Below are 18,331 nucleotides of genomic sequence, written 5' to 3'. Positions count from 1 at the left end.
AATTTACATAAATATTATTTTCACAATCTGGCAACACTTTTGCACTACAGGAGGTCTGCTCGGAAGCAGCAGCCTATTTAAAACCTCTCACCAAGTGCAATATTGGTGTTATTAAAGGATGAAAGAATGAGTGATAATAATAAAAAAACACCATGGTTCATGTTATGCCTCGGACCTTTGGTTATGCTCGCGACCCTAGTGATGGAACCGCCTGTAGCAGGGCTAAGTGTCGATGCTTGGCGCACTGCAGGTTTAGCATTTTGGATGGCGAGTTGGTGGATCTCGGAAGCGGTCCCCATTCCCGCCGCCTCACTACTCCCTTTGGTTGTGGTCCCTGTTGCTGGCATTGCCAGTATCAAACAGGTCGCCGCGCCTTATGCTCACCCGCTAATTTTCCTATTTTTGGGTGGATTTCTCATTTCTATCGCCATGGAGCGTTGGAACCTACACCGTCGAATAGCCCTAAAAACCATGCTCTACGCAGGCAGCAAACCCAGTATTCAAGTGTTGGGGATTATGTTGGTCACGGCGTTTCTATCAATGTGGATGTCGAATACCGCAACCGCAGTGATGATGCTCCCTATCGCCCTGTCGGTGATTAAGATCGTTACCGACCGCGACCCGAACAACAATCAATTTGGCAAAGCGATGCTCCTCGCGATTGCTTACGGCGCTAGCATCGGTGGTATTGCCACGCTCATTGGTACGCCACCAAACGCGTTGATGGCGGCTTACTTATCCGATAGCTACAACATTGAGATTGGTTTTGGCCAATGGATGATGCTTGGCCTGCCTCTTTCTATCGTGCTGCTGGTGTTCACTTGGCTGTGGTTGACCAAATTTAGCTACAAAGTCGATCAAGCTGGCGAGGTGAGCTCTAAGTCCGTGTTTAAGGACCAACTCGACAAGCTAGGCGCAATGTCAGCGGGCGAGAAGAAAGTATTGTTCATCTTTGCATTCGCTGCACTCGGTTGGATTTTCCGTCCTTACATCGCGAAGGCAACGGGAATCGGTCTATCAGACACGGGAGTGGCAATGATGGCGGCGATCTTACTGTTCGCACTTCCAGTCATATCAGGCAGCAACCAACGTGTACTCGATTGGGAATCGGCGAAAAGTGTGCCTTGGGGTATCTTGATCCTATTTGGTGGCGGTTTAGCATTGGCAGCCAAAATTAAGTCATCTGGCCTTGCTGAGTACATTGCTCTGCAAATTCAAGGCGCAGATACCATTTCACTGGTGATGGGCATATTGATCGTCACGGCTCTGATTACTTTCCTAACCGAAATCACCAGCAACACAGCAACTGCAGCAGGGTTTCTACCACTCCTTGGTCCTGTCGCGGAGTCGATTACTGGCACTCCGATGGTGTGGGTCATTCCGGCTGCTATCGCCGCAAGTTGCGCCTTCATGATGCCGGTCGCGACACCACCAAATGCGATTGTTTTCGGTTCGGGTCAATTGAAGATGGGCGACATGATTCGTGCAGGCTTCTTGCTCAATATCGTCGCCATCGCGCTGATCACTATTGCAAGTATCACGCTACTCCCACTGATATTTAACCTATAACAGCGAAATTGTCCCACTCTAGGTGCCTAGCGCTTCAGTTTGGCACCTTCCTAGCTCAAAGATGTAACCGACTATGACTGACAAACGCCCTCTCTACATTCCATTTTCTGGGCCAGCTCTGCTTGAAACCCCACTTCTCAACAAGGGCAGTGCTTTCACACGAAAAGAGCGCCAAGAGTTCAACTTGATAGGACTCCTACCCCATACGGTAGAAACCATAGAATCTCAATCGGAACGTGCCTATCAGCAACTGTGCTCGTTTCAATCTGCACTAGAGAAACACATTTATCTGCGCAACATTCAAGACACCAATGAAACCCTCTTCCATCACCTCATCAATCGACACCTCGAAGAGATCATGCCACTCATCTACACACCGACCGTCGGAGAAGCGTGTGAGCAATTCTCAAAAATCTATCGCCGCAAGCGTGGCTTACTGCTCTCCTATCCCGAGCAGCACCTAATTGATGACATGCTCCAAAACGCGACCAAACGAAACATCAAAGTGATAGTTGTGACCGACGGCGAAAGGATTCTTGGATTAGGAGACCAAGGCATCGGCGGCATGGGTATCCCTATTGGCAAATTGGCGCTGTATACCTCATGCGGTGGGATCAGCCCAGCTCATTGCTTGCCAATCGTTCTCGATGTGGGTACCAATAATCGCGAACTGCTTTCCGACCCTATGTATATGGGGTGGCGTCATCCTAGAATTTCGGCAGACCAATACCAAGAGTTCGTCGACACATTTATTCAAGCGGTGAAACGACGCTGGCCAAATGTGCTGCTGCAATTCGAAGATTTCGCCCAGTCAAACGCCACTCCTCTTCTGGAGCGATATCGAGATCAACTTTGTTGCTTTAATGATGATATTCAAGGTACCGCCGCCGTCGTGGTTGGCACCCTGCTGGCCGCATGTCGGCGTAAAAATGAGAGGCTTTCTGATCAACGCATTGTCTTTGTTGGTGCTGGTTCCGCTGGATGCGGCATTGCCAAGCAGATCATCCGTCAAATGATGGCCGAAGGTGTCACTGAGCAAGTCGCGACAAAAAACCTCTTTATGATTGATCGTGAAGGACTCCTTACCGACGACACTCCTCACTTGGCTGAATTTCAAACCACGTTAGTACAGAAAAAAGCGGACTTATCAACATGGTCAAATCAACAAGCGTTGACCTTACACAATGTCATCGAGCAAAGTGGTGCAAGCGTACTCATTGGCGTCAGCGGGCAACCTGGACTGTTTGATCAAACCGCAATAGAACTGCTTTGCAATAACGCACACCAACCGATTGTGTTACCCCTTTCTAACCCCACATCACGGGTTGAAGGTACACCAGACAATATTCTGAACTGGAGTAAAGGCAAAGCAATCGTGGCAACGGGCAGCCCTTTTGAACCTGTTGAGTATTACGATGAACATGGTCATCGACAAACAAGAGTGATTTCCCAATGTAACAACAGTTATATTTTTCCGGGAGTAGGACTTGGCGTTGTGGCAGTGAGCGCAACGCGCATCAGTGATTCAATGCTAATGGCAGCAAGCCGAGCTTTGGCAGAGTGCGCAGAACATAGCGAAAGCAACCAAGGAGCAATACTTCCTCCACTGGACGAAATACAAGCGATAAGTAAGCACATTGCCTTCGCAGTTGGCAAACAAGCCATTGTGGAAGGGTTGGCGCTTCCCCTTTCAGAGGCTGCACTGAACAACGCGATTGAAACTACCTTCTGGCAACCTCAATACCGCCATTATCGACGCACATCGTTCTAATCCATATAGCAGGAGCAACCATGGCTCCTGCTCGCTTAACGGCTAAGTTTCATTATCAGGAGGTTACGTTGTAGGGACCTGACGGATTCCTTGTGAATTCAAGGACAATCAGCTGAAAAGTGAACGCAACAAATACATAAGGCAAAATTTCCCCCCTCATGCAATAAAGCACTTGCTCTTCGGGTCTACTCCTAGCTAGCCGTTGGCTAACGCCCTACTTTTGACAAATTACTTAATAAATATCAATTAAGTCATTTATATAAGTCGATAGCATACATTCCATAATAACCAATCAATTATAAATACTAGGAACGACACGACATGTTGCAAAAATATAGAAATCAAAGCGTCGGTTTCCAACTCAAGTTGGTGATCACCTTGTGTCTGGCGGTCGCATTTTCAAGCATATCGGTACTGGTTTACCGCAATGCGTCTGATGTATTACTTGAAAGTACCCTTAAAGAGCATCAATCCAAGGTTGAGGCTATGGCCAAAACCATCGCAGGACAATTCAATGCCTATCTGCATACAGCGAAAGTTCTGGAATCGACATTTCGCAATGGTTACCTTGCCGGCGTTTTTATCGAAGATTACACCGTTGATTTCCAAGGCCATCAGGTTGCGAATATTACCCAATACAGTGAAAGTTTAATCAATGATACCAATATCGTGGATAGTTTCACTCGAGATACAGGTGCAATTGCCACCATTTTCGCGCCTCTGGGCAATGATTTTATTCGCGTATCCACATCCCTTAAAGACCCACAAGGTAATCGGGCTGTAGGTACGACACTTGGCCAAAACCACCCTGGTTATCGACAGCTTATGAATGGTCAGCCGTACTACGCTCAGATAAAACTGTATGGTCAACGCTTCATTACTTATTACGCGCCACTTAAAGACGTGAATGGCAAGGTAAACGGGATTACCTTTATCGGACTCCCCGTAGAGCGTGCTACTCAGAATTTGTTTTCTTCTTTGGAAGACGTCAACTGGGGTGACACCGGATACACCATTATTCTAGACAATGCGAAAGACAACTTAGGGCGCTACCTACTGCACCCGAAGAACAAAGAATCCGATCCACCGATTCAAAACACTCAGGATTACAATGGCAATAAGCCCTTCGACAAAATATTTGAACAGACAAGCGGACTGATCCGTTACCCTTATGAAAGCAATGGAAACGTTGGTGAAAAATACCTTGTTTATACTGAAGTGCCAGGGTGGGATTGGAAACTGCTAGGCGGTACTTTTATTAGCGAAGTGACAAAAGGCAGCCGCACATTACTGAACATTATCGTCATTATTTCTCTGATCGTTGCTGTTGGCACATTTGCTATTCTGACCCTCGTGCTCAACAAGACACTCAAACCACTGACCATCCTCAATGGTTATATGAGTCGACTTGCTAAAGGTGAAGTCAGTATCTCCATCCCGAAAACAGGCAGCGAATCACGCAATGAGATCAACAACTTGAATCTTGGTGTAGCAAACATGGCCAGTCAGCTAGACAATCTAGTCGGCCAAATTCGCTCAACCAGCGATCAAGTAGAGCAAAACTCCACCAGCGTGGTAAGCGATGCACAGCGCAATCTCGACCAATCCGACTTACAGCAAGAACAAGTAGAGCAAGTCGTTACCGCCATCGAAGAAATGGCGGCTTCAGCTCAATCTGTTGCCCAACAAGTGGAAAGCATTGCTGAAAACGTTCGTTCAGCCAATACCGATAGTCAATCAGGTTTAGAGGTCGTTGAGGGAGTGTGCATAGACGTTGCTCAATTGAATGATCAACTCGATCAATCGGCTGCGGCTATTGAACAAGTCAACGTTGATAGCGAAAGCATTCAGACCGTCACCAAAATGATTGATGAAATCGCTGAGCAGACAAATCTGTTAGCACTTAACGCCGCGATTGAAGCGGCAAGAGCCGGAGAACAAGGCCGAGGTTTTGCGGTAGTCGCGGATGAAGTGCGCACTCTTGCACATCGCACTCAAACCTCAGTGCAAGACGTTGTCTCCATTATCGAGAAATTAAGAGGGTCAACCGGTAATGCGGTCAATATGATGGCGCAAAGCCAACAAAATGCGAATAAAGTTTTAGATAAAGCCCAAGAAGCAGGTAATGCACTGGAAGCCATCGCGAGCCAAGTCGAAGCAATTGCAACCCAAGCAGATGCGATTGCGGCGACATCCGAAGAGCAAGCACAAGTCTCTCAAGAGATTGCGACCAGTGCGCATTCGATCAATGAACTTAACCGCCAAAGCCGAGACACCAGTGCGAAAACGTCAGAGAGTGCTGCAGAGCTTCAAAAGCAAGCGCAAGACTTGAAGCAGCAAGTTGACTTCTTCCACTAACCTCATCAAGAGCCGAAGTCATTCGGCTCTTTTTCCTTCGCCTCAGTTGCCTGTTTTTGTTAAAATCTCGCTCCCACATCTGTATTGAGCATGATATGAACTACCAGTGCCCTCTATGCCATCAAGCACTTTCCTTTTCACAGCGTAGCTTTCGTTGCGTCAACAATCACGCCTTTGACTTAGCCAAAGAAGGTTACGTCAATTTGATGCCAGTACAGCATAAGCGCTCTAAAGATCCCGGCGACAACAAAGAGATGATGCAAGCGCGCCGACGCTTTTTGGAAAAGGACTACTATCAACCGATGAAGCAAAAGGTCGCTGAGCTTTGTGCTGAATTTATAGAAAGTGATGCGCCAAGCCTGTTGGACATCGGCTGCGGTGAAGGCTATTACACTACCGAAATGGCTACGCGCTTAACGGAAAAATACCCCAATGCACAAACCTATGGCCTAGATATCTCGAAAGTGGCCATCCGTTATGCAGCAAAACGCTACACAAACTGTGCGTTCAGTGTTGCCTCGAGCCATCGTCTGCCGTTTTCCGACAACAGCTTAGATGCCGTTGTACGAATATATGCACCTTGCAACGCTGAAGAATTAGCGAGAGTAGTAACCGATCAGGGCGTTGTAATCACCGTGACCCCAGCAGCGCGTCACCTCTACCAATTGCGCGAAGCGATCTACTCAGATGTGCGACTTCATAGTGAAGCTTCTGAAGAAATTTTAGGTTTCACCTTAGAGAGAGAAGAAAAGCTCAGTTACGTGATGCCACTTGCTCAAGGTGATGCTTACGATCTGCTACAGATGACGCCGTTCGCATGGAAAGCCTCAGACACACTAAGAGAACAACTTCAATCGGCTACACTGTACAAATGTGAGGCGGATTTCATGTTACGCGTTTATCGCAAACAGAGTTAATGGATAATAATTCTCATTATTATTGAAACATCGATAAGCCTCCAGTAGTATGCACGCACTAATTTCTGGAGGTTTTTTAATGCGTACTCTATTCGCAACTTCGCTTATTACTCTTTTCCTAACAGCCTGCTCAACCACACCAGAGCAGCGTCCGACTACCTTCTATGATTACAGCTTGCTCTCTCCTGACGCTCAACCGGTCTCGTTGACTCAACTACCAAAATCACTGGCCAACGCTGATGTCATCTTAGTCGGTGAATGGCACACTCATGCAGGTGTTCATCGCTTTCAAACCGACCTATTGAGACAATTGGTGCAAGAGCAGAAAACCATTGCCCTTTCTATGGAGCAATTCTCGCGCGACAAACAAAATGTGCTGGATGAGTACCTCGCGGGGACCATTGGTGAGCAAGTCCTGATCAATAACGGCAACGCTTGGCCAAATTACGAGAGCGACTATCGCCCATTGGTTGAGTTTGCCAAAACAAGCGGCCTTGACGTCATTGCCGCCAACGCACCCAAACCTATTGTGCGCTGTATCGGACGCCAAGGTGTCGATTACCTAGATAAACTGACGATCAAAGAGCGCTCATTCCTTGCCAGTGACATCGATACCTCAAATTCGCCTTACAAAGAGAAGTTCATGGCCTCAATGCATCATGGCAAACCAGAACAAACAGAGAAACAATTTGCTGCTCAAGTCACATGGGATGAAACCATGGCAGAAAGCATTGTCTCTTACTTGGCGAAGCACCCTGACACTCAAGTCATTCATGTCGCAGGCAAATTCCACACTGAGCTTGGTCTAGGAACCAAAGCATCCATTTTAAAGCGTAACCCTGATCTAAATGTTGTGGTGATTACGCCGGTGGCAAGCACCGACACTGACAGTGGCGACGACTACCGCTTGTTGGTGAGCGCGCCTCCGGTTCGTTATGTACAAATGGAAAACCGCATGAAAGCCTACCAAAAATTGAAGGGACGCAACGACAATCTGACTTGTCGCTAAAGCCTTACGGCGGGCTATTTCACCGTGTAGCCCGTCAACATTCCTTCCAGTCTCCTCTTTCCGCCAAACAGGCATACTTTATGCTTGTGTGAATTTCATACAAATTACGCATATTTTGCACAAGTTTTTCACATGACGGCCGATACATTGGCTAAGGACAGTATAAGGAGTTCACTATGACGCCAGTAGGAATGGAGCCAGCAAAGCTAGCGACTACCCAGCAGATTAAGCCTCAGACACGTCCGATGGATAACGCACAACCTACGACACCACTGAAAGTCGAGCAAAACAAAGTTACCCTGTCAGAAGAAGGCAAAGCGCTCTTGGCGGCTCTACAGGAAATAGACAAAGAGTCTAACGTAGACAAAAGCGAGAAGACAGTTGGCGATAAAGTCGAGTCTTTTGCACACGGCGCGCTCGGGATGGATCACCCCGATAAGATAAAAGAGGAAGACGATAGTTCATACACGGCAGGGCAATTCCTTTCCGCAGCGGCAACTGTAGGCGGAATTCTACTCGCTGTTTTGTAACCCTGTATACGCTGTAACCGATTAGAATTATTGCTCTTATCGACAAACGATGACGTTTGTTGAGGAGCCATGCCGCATTCCATAATCAATCAGTTTTTGTTTATGGAAAAAGATCGTGAAAAACGCATTCTCGCTTATAGATAAGCCCACCTTTTTTGGCGCGATAGGCCTTCTGCTTGCCGTTGTATTCCCTCTCATTTTGTTCCCGCAGCAAGGGGCTGACTGGATAGCTGTCGCCAAAACCTTCATGACCGACAAACTCGGTTTCTTGTACCTTGCACTTGGTATTACTGCCTTCTTCTTCATGATTTATGTCGTATTTAGCGACATGGGCCAAATCAAACTTGGCGATCCTGATGAAAAACCCGAGTTCGCGACCTCTTCTTGGGCAGCCATGCTGTTTTGTGGCGGTATCGGCGCAAGTATCCTCTACTGGGGCTGTATCGAGTGGGCCTATTACTACCAAAACCCACCGTTTCAACTAGAGCCTGGCAGCGAAGAGGCGGTTCGTTGGGCCGCGACATACGGTATCTTCCACTGGGGGCCAATCGCTTGGTCTATTTACCTCATCCCTGCCCTGCCAATTGCTTACTTCTTCTATGTCCGAAAACAGCCGGTACTCAAAGTATCTAGCGCACTCATGCCCGTGATTGGCGAAGAGCGCACCCAAGGCACCGCTGGCAAAGTGGTGGATGTTCTGTTTATTTTTGGTCTTCTTGGCGGCGCTGCTACCACGCTTGGCTTGGCTGCCCCGCTCATTGGTGAAGGGCTCTATTTCTTGTTCGGGATAGAGCAAAGCACGCTTAGCCAAATTGCTATTCTGCTGGTTTGTACGGCAATCTTTGCTTACTCATCGTATGCAGGGATGGAAAAAGGCATCAAGATCCTCAGCAACATCAACTTTTGGGGAGCTATGGGGCTACTCGCCTTTGTCCTAGCCGTCGGTCCTACGATTTTCATGCTGGAAACCGGTCTAGACTCGATTGGCCGAATGTTGTCGAACTTTTTCGTCATGGCGACTTGGGCAGAGCCTTTCGGGGGATATGGCAGTTTTGATGACACACATTTCCCTCAGGATTGGACGATATTCTACTGGGCATGGTGGCTAGTCTTTGCACCGAGCATGGGCCTGTTTGTCGCTCGCATTTCACGAGGCCGCACAATTAAACAGATGGTGTCGGGCTCAATTTTCTTTGGTTCATTGGGCTGTTTTTTGTTCTTCATGGTTCTTGGCAACTACGGTTTGTCACTTCAGCTATCGGGAGAACTCGATGTGGTTAGCATCCTCAATACACAGGGAGCAACCAAAGCCATTTTCTCGATGCTGGATGCCCTACCGATGGGCACCTTGGTGATTGCGGTGTTCACCCTACTCTGCGTCATTTTCACTGCCACCACATTCGACTCTATCTCTTACATTTTAGCGTCTGTGGTCCAAAACAACGTCACCGAAGAGCCGATGCGTTGGAACCGTATGTTCTGGGCGTTTGCTCTTTCGTTCTTGCCGACGGTTTTAATGTTCCTAGGTGGGTTAAGCACACTGCAAACCGCCGCCATTGTTGGTGGTCTGCCACTGCTTGGCATCTCGGTTATGCTGATGATTTCAGCCGTTCGAGCCACCTCGTTGGACTTGCGCCATCAAGAAGATTACGTTGAACCAACCATCAATATCGAAGAGCTGCCTGAAATGGACCCTTGGTCTTTGGAAGGCATGGCACTGGCACGTTTTGAGCGAAGCCGTGACGCAGCCCAAGAAGCGGCTGAACAAGAACGTCAAGCATTGGCAAACGTGATGAAAGTGAAAAAGCGCATCCGTGCGTTTGCTCTTGAACATGATGGAGAAGAGGCATTTTCAGGTCATCATTTGCCGCAAGAGCTGCAAGACGAACTTCAGTCTGCGCTTGATGCCGTCGCAAAAGCGCAAGATGCCAAAGAAGCAGCATCGGAACAAGCGCAAACCGCACGAAGCGAGTTCAATCAAGTGGTTCTCAACGCCGCTAACTAGTTTTCTTTAGCCTTCCTTAACTCAAGCCTACTGAACGTAGGCTTTTTTCATTCTTTTCAATCAAAATCGAATAAATACTCAGTTTTATATTTATGACATAAATACGAAACACAGTTGACACAAACCAGTGCTTTAATCAGCTCGCTTATCAAATAAGGACAATTCAATGAAGCACTTAATCAAACCTGTTATTGCCGCAGTGGCAACGTCTACGCTCTCGTTCAACGCACTTTCAGCGGAAATCAAAAACGTGATTTTGATGATTGGTGATGGAATGGGACCGCAGCAAGTTGGCCTGCTTGAGACCTATGCCAATCAAGCGCCGAACTCCATCTACAACGGTAACAAAACCGCGCTGTACAAACTGGCTCAAGAGGGTGTGATTGGTTCATCCCTCACCCATCCTGAAGACGCGATCGTCGTCGACTCTGCCTGTTCAGCCACCATGCTTGCAACGGGTCAATACACCGCCTCGGAAGTGATTGGCGTTGACTCTCAGGGCAACCACATTGAAACCGTTTTGGAAAAAGCGAAAAAAGCAGGTAAAGCGACTGGCCTGGTTTCGGATACTCGTTTAACCCACGCCACACCAGCCGCTTTTGCAGCGCATCAACCTCACCGCTCACTGGAAAACGAAATTGCGTCAGACATGCTGGCGACAGGTGTGGATGTCATGCTATCTGGCGGCCTACGCCATTGGATCCCGAAATCAACCAATGACAAAGGGGAAACATACAAAGCGCTTCAAACCCTGACGCAAGGTGACGTTTACCTCAAATCAAAACGTAAAGATGAACGCAACCTGCTTACCGAAGCTCAGCAAGACGGATACCAGTTAGCTTTCAACCGCTCAATGCTCAATGATGCGAACGGTGACAAATTGCTAGGCTTGTTCTCCTACTCAGGAATGGATGACGGCATCGCATACAGCAACAATAAAGCGGATGCAAAACGCACTCAGCCAAGCCTGAAAGAGATGACTGAGAAAGCGATCGATGTTCTATCGAAAGACAAAGACGGCTTTTTCTTAATGGTAGAAGGTGGTCAAATAGACTGGGCTGGTCATAGCAATGACGCAGGCACCATGCTGCATGAAATGATCAAGTTTGATGAAGCGGTTGAATCGGTATACCAGTGGGCCAAAGATCGTGACGATACCATCGTAATTGTCACTGCGGATCATGAAACCGGATCGTTTGGGTTCAGTTACTCGTCTCAAAACTTGCCGAAGCCTCAAAAGCGTTCTGGAGAAGCCTTTGCTAAGCGAGACTACGCACCGAACTTCAACTTTGGCTCATTTGATATCCTAGACGGATTATACAACCAAAAACAAAGCTACTACGGCATGATCAGCCAATTCCAAAAGCTGGACAAATCACAGCAAACACCGCAGAAACTGGCTGAGATTGTGAACCAAAACAGCGCGTTCCCGATTACCGCAAAACAAGCGGAAAACGTACTAGCGAGCAAGCCAAACCCTTACCGTCTTGCGCAACACAAGTACTTAGCGGAAGAGAACGTCCCTGCGATCAACGACTTTGACGCCTTCTTCCCATACAACGACCGTGGCAACCTGTTAGCAAGAGAGCAAGCTACTGGGCAAAATATTGTTTGGGGAACAGGAACACACACTCACACTCCGGTAAACGTTTTTGCATGGGGACCCGCTGAAAAGATCCTGCCTGTTTCCAAAATCATGCACCACTCAGAACTGGGTGAGTTCATTAAACAGCAGGTTAACTAAGCTGATTATCACCAACTTGCACTACTCAGCGCCCTTCGGGGCGTTTTTTTGTTTGCGGCGCAGTGATTGACTCTCAGCGAGGGAGAGATAAGAATAGACCCAGCAATAACTAAGGTCTTCGAACATGTGTGAAATATTCTCCCAACAGCCACAAGAAAACTACCAAACGGTCGCTCGCTCCATTCGCATTGATGGCCACGCCACCAGCATTAAACTTGAGGCCAGCTTTTGGCAAATCCTCGAAGAGATCGCTGCAAAGCAAGAGATGTCACTCCCTCGCTTTATTAGCTCTATTCACAACGAAGCCTTGCAGCACAACGGTGAGATTAGCAACTTCACTTCGCTGCTTCGCTGCGCGTGCCTCATTTACCTGCGCCAACCAAACAATGTAATGGAAGAAGTAAAACAGCAATTGCATGAGTTCGCGTAAAAATGGCCGTGTCGTACTCTAGTACTACCTAATCTGTTTTCGCTGCCCGTATCCTACCCAAATCAGAAGTAAGAGGCAGTTATGACAAAACTCATTCACTCCATGGTCAGGGTTAGCGACCTTGCCCGCTCAATCGTTTTTTATCGCCAAGCCTTAGAGCTTGAAATCAAAGACCAGTTTATGTTCGATGGCTTTAGCTTAACCTACTTGGCAAATGCGGAAACCGGGTTCGAGCTAGAGCTGACACACAACCACGGCCAAGAAGAACCCTACAGTCATGGCACTGGATATGGGCATTTAGCGGTAAGTGTCGAAGATATTGAGCAAGCACACAAACGCATCAAAGCTCTGGGAATCGACGCATCGGATGTCAAAGCGCTCGATCACAATGGCGCTCACCTTGCGACCTTCTTTTTCATCACCGATCCAGACGGATACAAAATCGAGTTTTTGCAGCGCCAAGGGCGTTATCTATAAAGAGTATGACTATGATCCATTTAACCGCGACTTTTGATGCCAAAGATGGCGCCGAGCAAGATTTACAGACGCTATTAACAGCGCTAATTGAACCCACTCGCAATGAGCCAGGCTGTGTGTCTTACCGTTTATTTAAAGATACAAACGTAGCAGGCCGTTTTGTTTTTCAAGAACAATTTGCCGACCAAGAAGCTTTCGACTTTCATAGCCAGCAACCCTATTTGCAAAACTTACTCGGCCAGCTTGATGGCGTCTTGAAAGGTGAACCCATCATTACTTTCTTCGAAGAAATCGAATAACAAAGAGCGCCCTAAGTGGCGCTCTTATTGTTTATCCCTCTTGCTCTTTCACCATATGCAAATGAACATCTTGCTGTGGGAACGGAATGGAAATTCCTTCTTGGTCAAAGCGCAGTTTCACTTCCTTAGTGACGTCCCAATAGACATCCCAGTAATCGTCCGTTTTTACCCAAGGGCGAACAATAAAATCGACGGATGACGTATTCAAGGTGTGTACTTTGATGTTCGGCTCAGGTGAACGTAGGACCAACGGGTGCGAGGTGACGATATCAGTCAATACTTGTTCTGCTTTGAGCAAGTCATCACTGTAACCGATCCCAAATACCATATCGACGCGACGAACACGCTCATGAGTCACGTTCTTAATCACATCCCCCCAAATCTTGCTGTTTGGAATGATGATGATTTGGTTGTCGAACGTTTTAATCGTCGTATTGACCAAACTCATATGGCTCACCTTACCATCCACGCCACCCGCAAACACGAAATCGCCAACATCAAATGGGCGATAAATCAGCAGCATCATGCCCGCCGCAAAATTGGATAGCGTATCTTGCAATGCAAAACCGATAATGACCCCAGCAATACCAAAACCGGTTAACACTGGCGCAAGGTTCAAGCCGACTTGTGACAGCGAAACCAGAATACCAATCACCCATACGACGTTACCCGACATGTTAATAAAGAACTCTTGCATCAACTGAGAGAGTTTTAAGTTCTTCGAGATCACCGTTTTACTGACGACTTTACGAGTCAACTTCGCCACCATGCTGGTCGCTAAAATCAGTAGTGCAAACACAAACAGTTGGAACAGGTGCTGAGGCGCGTTGTTGGCAATCCAATCCCAAATATTGGTCGACCAATTGGACAGAATCGACAACAATACTTGCCCGTCGAGTAAATCCTGCGTAATGCTGCCCGTCACCTCAAAGATCAATCGCTTGTACTCAGACGTATCGATATTCAACTGATCAGCGATCGAGATAAGCGAGTTTAAGCTGTCGACCGCGATGTTCATGCGTTGCTTAATCACCAACTGAGTCAATTGAAGCGACGACTTTTCAGATTCAGGGCTCACCGTTAACTGCTTGCCAACGACACTCACCTGCTGATTGAAATACTCGACAGACGCAGATATCAAGCGTAAGCGTTTACTCACTAACTCAGTAAACGTCTGCTCAGCGAGCGTTTCGTCAACACCCAACTGCTTCAACCACTGAATATTCTGCCAGTTGGCTTCAATGATGGTATCAAGATAATGCTGCAACTCTTGGTAGTCGTTGAGTAACGTCAGCCGTTCTTCTTCTTTGGCTGTGTTGATTTTTTCTGATAGCGTTTTAATTTTCTCTTCGAGAAAAATTGAGGCATTTTGGGAATACTTTTGCTGCATCTCAACTTGTCTAACGAGCTCATTCTTCGGAATCGAGTCTCGATTGATGGCCGCAGATAAAGCGCTTCTTAAATCCTCATTTTTCTGGAAAAGCTTAAGCTGCAACGCGTCTTTTTCTTCGCCACTGGCATTCATTAGCGCATCGGAGAGATCTTTTAAGTCCGAGTTGATGGTTTCGATCTTCAACTGAGCTTCAGACTTAACCGGCTCTGTCACTTCTTGCGCGGCAAACACCGAGAAACTCAGCATGGCCGCCAGTAGCACAAACACAATACCTTTTGGTAACCCTATACAACGGTGAGAAAGCAATCGCATGACAACCTCAAACAATAAGTCTTTGTTTCTTTTGTAGATAGCAGTAAGTGTACACCACAAACAGAAAAAGAAATGCGTGCTGAACGTTAAAGAACAGCAAATAGAAAAACAGCCGCATAATGCGGCTGTTTCAAAGAGATTAACGGTTAGGATGATTTAGGATGTGGTCCTCCCAATCGACCACTTCTATCTCATAGACCACTTTGTTACGCACACTTTCCCCTGCCGCATGCATGGCCGATTTAGAGCCTGTAATCAATGGATGCCACTCTGGCAAGCTCTGCCCTTCGGCGAGCAAACGATACGCGCAGGTGTGAGGAAGCCACGTGAAGTCTTCAATATCGTCTTGAGTCAGCTTGGTACACTCTTCATCGTAATTGAAACGATTCGGGTAATCTTTACACGAGCATGTCTTACTATTTAACAAGCTGCACGCAACATTGGTGTAATAGATTTCATCGGTATCTTCATCCATGAGCTTGTGTAGGCAGCATTTACCACAACCATCGCAAAGAGACTCCCACTCTTGTTCGGTCATCTGCTCTAGTTTTTTTGTTTGCCAAAATGGTGCGCTCATTGGTGTTACTTCGTTATCAAACAGGGGTGCGATTTATACCGTTTAGACTTCCAAAATTCAAGGGCAAAGTTTGAGCTGATCACGCTTGGCTTTTTTGCTAATATCCCGCTCTTGCAAATTTCGAGGTCAGTTTGATGGATTGTCGCTTAGGTTGCGGCGCGTGCTGTATTGCGCCCAGTATCTCTTCTTTTATCCCGGGAATGCCCAATGGCAAGCCTGCTGGGGTTCGGTGTATCCAATTGAATGACGACAATCTGTGTAAATTGTTTGGTAAGCCAGAACGCCCCAAAGTCTGCCATGAGTTTAAGCCTTGTCCGGTAGTGTGCGGAAAAACCAATCAGCAAGCACTGAACAATATTGCAGAGTTAGAGAGCCTGACCTAAAAACACCCACGCTCGAGTTACATCTGCCCTTTGCATTCATTTTATAAAACTCATCACAAGTTTTTCTCTTCGTCACAATCGGTCACACTGGTGGTCATTCATTCAGGTTATAGTTCCCACATCACAGATTCACTATTGCGGAACTATGACCATCACTCCTACTTTTCACATCATCCTGGTTGAAGATGACAATGAACTCGCTGAGTTAATTCAAGACTTCTTACAAAACTACGAATTCAGCGTCAGCATCGTCGGTGACGGCATTCGCGCCGTGGATACCATTCTTAGCCAACAGCCCGATCTTGTGATCCTTGATGTCATGTTACCTGGTCAAAGTGGCATGGATGTATGCCGAGCGATTCGTTCTGGATACACGGGAATGATATTGATGCAAACCGCATTAGATGACGATATTGATCAAGTGATGGGGCTCGAGTTGGGTGCCGACGATTACATCGTAAAACAAGTAAAACCAAGGCTGCTCTTGTCGCGAATCAGAGCGCTGCTGCGTCGCCAAGAGCGGACGCTCTCCTCCAAGCACGAGCTTCGCTTTGGTGATTTAGCGATCAACTTGCAGCATCGTAGTGTCGAACTCAATCAGCAAGCCATCAAACTCACGACATCCGAATTCGAATTACTGCTTTTATTAGCCAAGAATGTTGGTGAGGTGGTCTCAAGAGATGACATTGCGCAGCACATTAGAGGGTTTGAGTATGATGGTTTAGATCGATCGATTGACAGACGAATCTCTCGATTACGGCGTTCGCTCAATGACGATCCAAACCAACCTGAATTGATAAAAACAATCCGCGGCGTTGGATACCAACTCTGCATGACATCACTAGGGGCTTGATATGATTCGAGCGTTTTCTATTTTGTGGCTAGTGGTTTTTGTGCCGATTGTCCTGCTCATCATTCCCACGAAAATCAACCCAATTCAGCGGCTCAACGAAGCCTTCTCTGAACACTTTTATCAGCAGATCTACTCGGTTAACTTTGAGCTGCTGTCAGACAAACTGCTTAACCAACCCAACGAGCAATGGGACATCACCATTCAGCGCTATGCCACTGAGTTCGCCTACCCATTAAAGCTCGACTCATTGTCTGACTACGAGTTTGATCAATCACTGCATGAATCACTGCAAAATGGGCAAGTATCCTTTCTTTACGGTGACCCTATGGCACTGGTTCAACGTGTCGGTTCTAGCGATAAAGTCATCTATTTTGCCCTCAATGAATCCACAGAACTTGCGGTTCTTAACCAAGCCAGAGGGACGTTATTTCTTGCCGCTGAGCATCTTCGGTCACTCCCGAAGGAAGAATGGGATGCCGATCTGGCAAGGCAAAATCAGTTGATTCCCTTCTCAATTCGGTTAAAAACACAGTCTGAATTATCTGATGACGCCCTGTTTGCTCTTAAACAAACCATCAATGGCCCCGTGAGCTACGTGAACAACATGGGACAAGTTGAGTTACTCGCCGCCATTGAGCCTGGGCTGTGGCTTCATGTACAAGACGACCTATCGCAAACCACTCAGCTGAAGCTAACCTCAGCCATTGGCGTTCTGTTTTTCTTATTGATCTCACTTGCTCTGGTACTGTGGATCTTCCCGTTGTGGCGCGACTTAAAACAGCTTGTCGCTACTGCCAATGAATTTGGGCGTGGGCATCTGTCACGACGAGCAAAAGCATGCAAAATGACGGTCGCATCCCAACTTAGCCTCTCTTTCAACAAAATGGCAGACAATATCGAGAATTTAATCGCAGGCCAAAGAGAGCTGACCAATGCCATCGCCCACGATTTACGCACGCCTCTGTACCGATTGCGCTTTGCCCTCGAAATGCTGGATGACGAACAAACATCGGCAACTCAGAGAGAAAAATACCGCCGTACTATCGACTCGAGCATTGAAGATCTCGACCATCTCATCAATCAGAATTTAGTGTTGGCCCGCTACAATCGAGTCGCTGATATTAACCAGTTCTCTCACTGCCATTTCGCCGACTGCTTAAAGCAAGAAGTCGAGCACTTCACCCTTGAGCATCCCAACTTGATCATCAACCTTGAGGTGTCGCAAGATCTGCAACAGCAACAGGTATTCATTGACCAAAACGGACTGATGCGGGCGGTCAAAAATCTTCTGAGTAATGCCAGTCGTTACGCTGCCACAACCATCACGCTCAGTTTTCAGTGCCAGCACAAGCACTACGTCATTTGTGTCGAAGACGATGGGGTTGGAATCGCGAAAACGGATGTAGAACGCGTTTTCGAACCTTTTGCACAACTTGAAAACCAAGAGCGTGGCAGTGGGAAAGGACACGGATTAGGCTTAGCGATCGTCAAACAAATCGCCCATTGGCACAGTGGACAAGTACTCGTTGACGACTCTTCACTCGGAGGCGCTAAATTTATCATTCAGTGGCCTCAGTCTTTTACGATGCAACCGTCCTAATCATCTTAATGTGACCAAAATGGACACAAACTGTCCACGATTCGCCAACGACCCATAAGCAGAGTGAATGGTAATTTTAATTCGCATTACTTTATTGCTAATTA

At 47.2% G+C, this 18,331-nt stretch carries 16 protein-coding genes; 14 read left to right on the top strand and 2 right to left on the bottom strand.

Annotated elements, in window-relative coordinates; all coding sequences use genetic code 11:
* Window positions 1–126 precede the first annotated feature (126 nt).
* The 11 genes from U9J37_RS02075 (at window position 127) to U9J37_RS02025 (ending at window position 13,109) form a co-directional block, all read left to right on the top strand.
* Window positions 127–1,569, top strand: a complete 1,443-nt coding sequence (locus U9J37_RS02075) for an SLC13 family permease (RefSeq protein ID WP_043886843.1) — start codon at window positions 127–129, stop codon at window positions 1,567–1,569.
* Window positions 1,570–1,642: 73 nt separating this feature from the next.
* Complete coding sequence (locus U9J37_RS02070; RefSeq protein ID WP_005471741.1) at window positions 1,643–3,340, top strand: NAD-dependent malic enzyme; 1,698 nt, start codon at window positions 1,643–1,645, stop codon at window positions 3,338–3,340.
* 321 nt (window positions 3,341–3,661) lie between these two features.
* Window positions 3,662–5,698, top strand: a complete 2,037-nt coding sequence (locus tag U9J37_RS02065) for a methyl-accepting chemotaxis protein (protein WP_005471671.1) — start codon at window positions 3,662–3,664, stop codon at window positions 5,696–5,698.
* A gap of 95 nt (window positions 5,699–5,793) precedes the next feature.
* Window positions 5,794–6,615: a 23S rRNA (guanine(745)-N(1))-methyltransferase gene (rlmA, locus tag U9J37_RS02060; protein ID WP_005471784.1), complete on the top strand. Its 822-nt coding sequence runs from the start codon at window positions 5,794–5,796 to the stop codon at window positions 6,613–6,615.
* Between the two features lie 79 nt (window positions 6,616–6,694).
* Window positions 6,695–7,624, top strand: coding sequence for a ChaN family lipoprotein (locus U9J37_RS02055; RefSeq protein ID WP_043886844.1), 930 nt, complete (start codon window positions 6,695–6,697; stop codon window positions 7,622–7,624).
* Window positions 7,625–7,800: 176 nt separating this feature from the next.
* A complete protein-coding gene (locus U9J37_RS02050) occupies window positions 7,801–8,154 on the top strand; it encodes a hypothetical protein (RefSeq protein ID WP_038138962.1) in 354 nt (117 codons plus the stop codon).
* Window positions 8,155–8,269: 115 nt separating this feature from the next.
* A complete protein-coding gene (locus tag U9J37_RS02045) occupies window positions 8,270–10,159 on the top strand; it encodes a BCCT family transporter (protein ID WP_005471762.1) in 1,890 nt (629 codons plus the stop codon).
* Window positions 10,160–10,325: 166 nt separating this feature from the next.
* Entirely contained in the window at window positions 10,326–11,903 is a 1,578-nt protein-coding gene (locus U9J37_RS02040; RefSeq protein WP_005471659.1) for an alkaline phosphatase, read from the top strand.
* Window positions 11,904–12,027: 124 nt separating this feature from the next.
* On the top strand, window positions 12,028–12,333 hold the full coding sequence (locus U9J37_RS02035; RefSeq protein ID WP_005471854.1) for a ribbon-helix-helix domain-containing protein: 306 nt from the start codon (window positions 12,028–12,030) through the stop codon (window positions 12,331–12,333).
* Between the two features lie 81 nt (window positions 12,334–12,414).
* Window positions 12,415–12,810: a VOC family protein gene (locus U9J37_RS02030; RefSeq protein WP_038192947.1), complete on the top strand. Its 396-nt coding sequence runs from the start codon at window positions 12,415–12,417 to the stop codon at window positions 12,808–12,810.
* An 11-nt stretch (window positions 12,811–12,821) separates the two neighbouring features.
* Window positions 12,822–13,109 carry a putative quinol monooxygenase gene (locus U9J37_RS02025; RefSeq protein WP_005471874.1) on the top strand — a complete coding sequence of 96 codons (288 nt, stop codon included), beginning with the start codon at window positions 12,822–12,824 and terminating at the stop codon, window positions 13,107–13,109.
* Between the two features lie 31 nt (window positions 13,110–13,140).
* Here the strand turns inward: U9J37_RS02025 and U9J37_RS02020 are convergent, their stop codons facing one another.
* The gene (locus U9J37_RS02020) at window positions 13,141–14,814 is read right to left on the bottom strand and encodes a mechanosensitive ion channel family protein (protein ID WP_005471727.1); all 1,674 of its coding nucleotides are present in this window, start codon (window positions 14,812–14,814) and stop codon (window positions 13,141–13,143) included.
* Window positions 14,815–14,953: 139 nt separating this feature from the next.
* A complete protein-coding gene (locus tag U9J37_RS02015; protein WP_005471610.1) occupies window positions 14,954–15,391 on the bottom strand; it encodes a YcgN family cysteine cluster protein in 438 nt (145 codons plus the stop codon).
* Between the two features lie 134 nt (window positions 15,392–15,525).
* On the opposite strand from U9J37_RS02015, the gene U9J37_RS02010 reads away from it, so the two are divergent.
* The 3 genes from U9J37_RS02010 to U9J37_RS02000 all read left to right on the top strand — a co-directional run bounded on the left by U9J37_RS02010 (window position 15,526) and on the right by U9J37_RS02000 (window position 18,227).
* A complete protein-coding gene (locus U9J37_RS02010; RefSeq protein ID WP_072016683.1) occupies window positions 15,526–15,774 on the top strand; it encodes a YkgJ family cysteine cluster protein in 249 nt (82 codons plus the stop codon).
* A gap of 145 nt (window positions 15,775–15,919) precedes the next feature.
* Entirely contained in the window at window positions 15,920–16,627 is a 708-nt protein-coding gene (locus U9J37_RS02005; protein ID WP_038212876.1) for a winged helix-turn-helix domain-containing protein, read from the top strand.
* A 1-nt stretch (window position 16,628) separates the two neighbouring features.
* On the top strand, window positions 16,629–18,227 hold the full coding sequence (locus U9J37_RS02000; RefSeq protein ID WP_005471827.1) for an ATP-binding protein: 1,599 nt from the start codon (window positions 16,629–16,631) through the stop codon (window positions 18,225–18,227).
* Window positions 18,228–18,331 lie beyond the last annotated feature (104 nt).

Origin of the sequence: Vibrio sp. 16 (assembly GCF_963681195.1) — a bacterium.
Classification (GTDB): domain Bacteria; phylum Pseudomonadota; class Gammaproteobacteria; order Enterobacterales; family Vibrionaceae; genus Vibrio; species Vibrio sinaloensis_D.
Note: the sequence above shows the minus strand (reverse complement) of the source record. Positions and strands in the feature narration are given on the sequence as shown.

Coding starts and splice junctions, on each gene's coding strand:
- U9J37_RS02025 (WP_005471874.1), top strand. CDS start 12,822: ATGATCCATTTAACCGCGACTTTTGATGCCAAAGATGGCGCCGAGCAA.
- U9J37_RS02000 (WP_005471827.1), top strand. CDS start 16,629: ATGATTCGAGCGTTTTCTATTTTGTGGCTAGTGGTTTTTGTGCCGATT.
- U9J37_RS02075 (WP_043886843.1), top strand. CDS start 127: ATGAGTGATAATAATAAAAAAACACCATGGTTCATGTTATGCCTCGGA.
- U9J37_RS02040 (WP_005471659.1), top strand. CDS start 10,326: ATGAAGCACTTAATCAAACCTGTTATTGCCGCAGTGGCAACGTCTACG.
- U9J37_RS02010 (WP_072016683.1), top strand. CDS start 15,526: ATGGATTGTCGCTTAGGTTGCGGCGCGTGCTGTATTGCGCCCAGTATC.
- U9J37_RS02055 (WP_043886844.1), top strand. CDS start 6,695: ATGCGTACTCTATTCGCAACTTCGCTTATTACTCTTTTCCTAACAGCC.
- U9J37_RS02050 (WP_038138962.1), top strand. CDS start 7,801: ATGACGCCAGTAGGAATGGAGCCAGCAAAGCTAGCGACTACCCAGCAG.
- U9J37_RS02015 (WP_005471610.1), bottom strand. CDS start 15,391: ATGAGCGCACCATTTTGGCAAACAAAAAAACTAGAGCAGATGACCGAA.
- U9J37_RS02065 (WP_005471671.1), top strand. CDS start 3,662: ATGTTGCAAAAATATAGAAATCAAAGCGTCGGTTTCCAACTCAAGTTG.
- U9J37_RS02070 (WP_005471741.1), top strand. CDS start 1,643: ATGACTGACAAACGCCCTCTCTACATTCCATTTTCTGGGCCAGCTCTG.
- U9J37_RS02035 (WP_005471854.1), top strand. CDS start 12,028: ATGTGTGAAATATTCTCCCAACAGCCACAAGAAAACTACCAAACGGTC.
- U9J37_RS02005 (WP_038212876.1), top strand. CDS start 15,920: ATGACCATCACTCCTACTTTTCACATCATCCTGGTTGAAGATGACAAT.
- rlmA (WP_005471784.1), top strand. CDS start 5,794: ATGAACTACCAGTGCCCTCTATGCCATCAAGCACTTTCCTTTTCACAG.
- U9J37_RS02030 (WP_038192947.1), top strand. CDS start 12,415: ATGACAAAACTCATTCACTCCATGGTCAGGGTTAGCGACCTTGCCCGC.
- U9J37_RS02020 (WP_005471727.1), bottom strand. CDS start 14,814: ATGCGATTGCTTTCTCACCGTTGTATAGGGTTACCAAAAGGTATTGTG.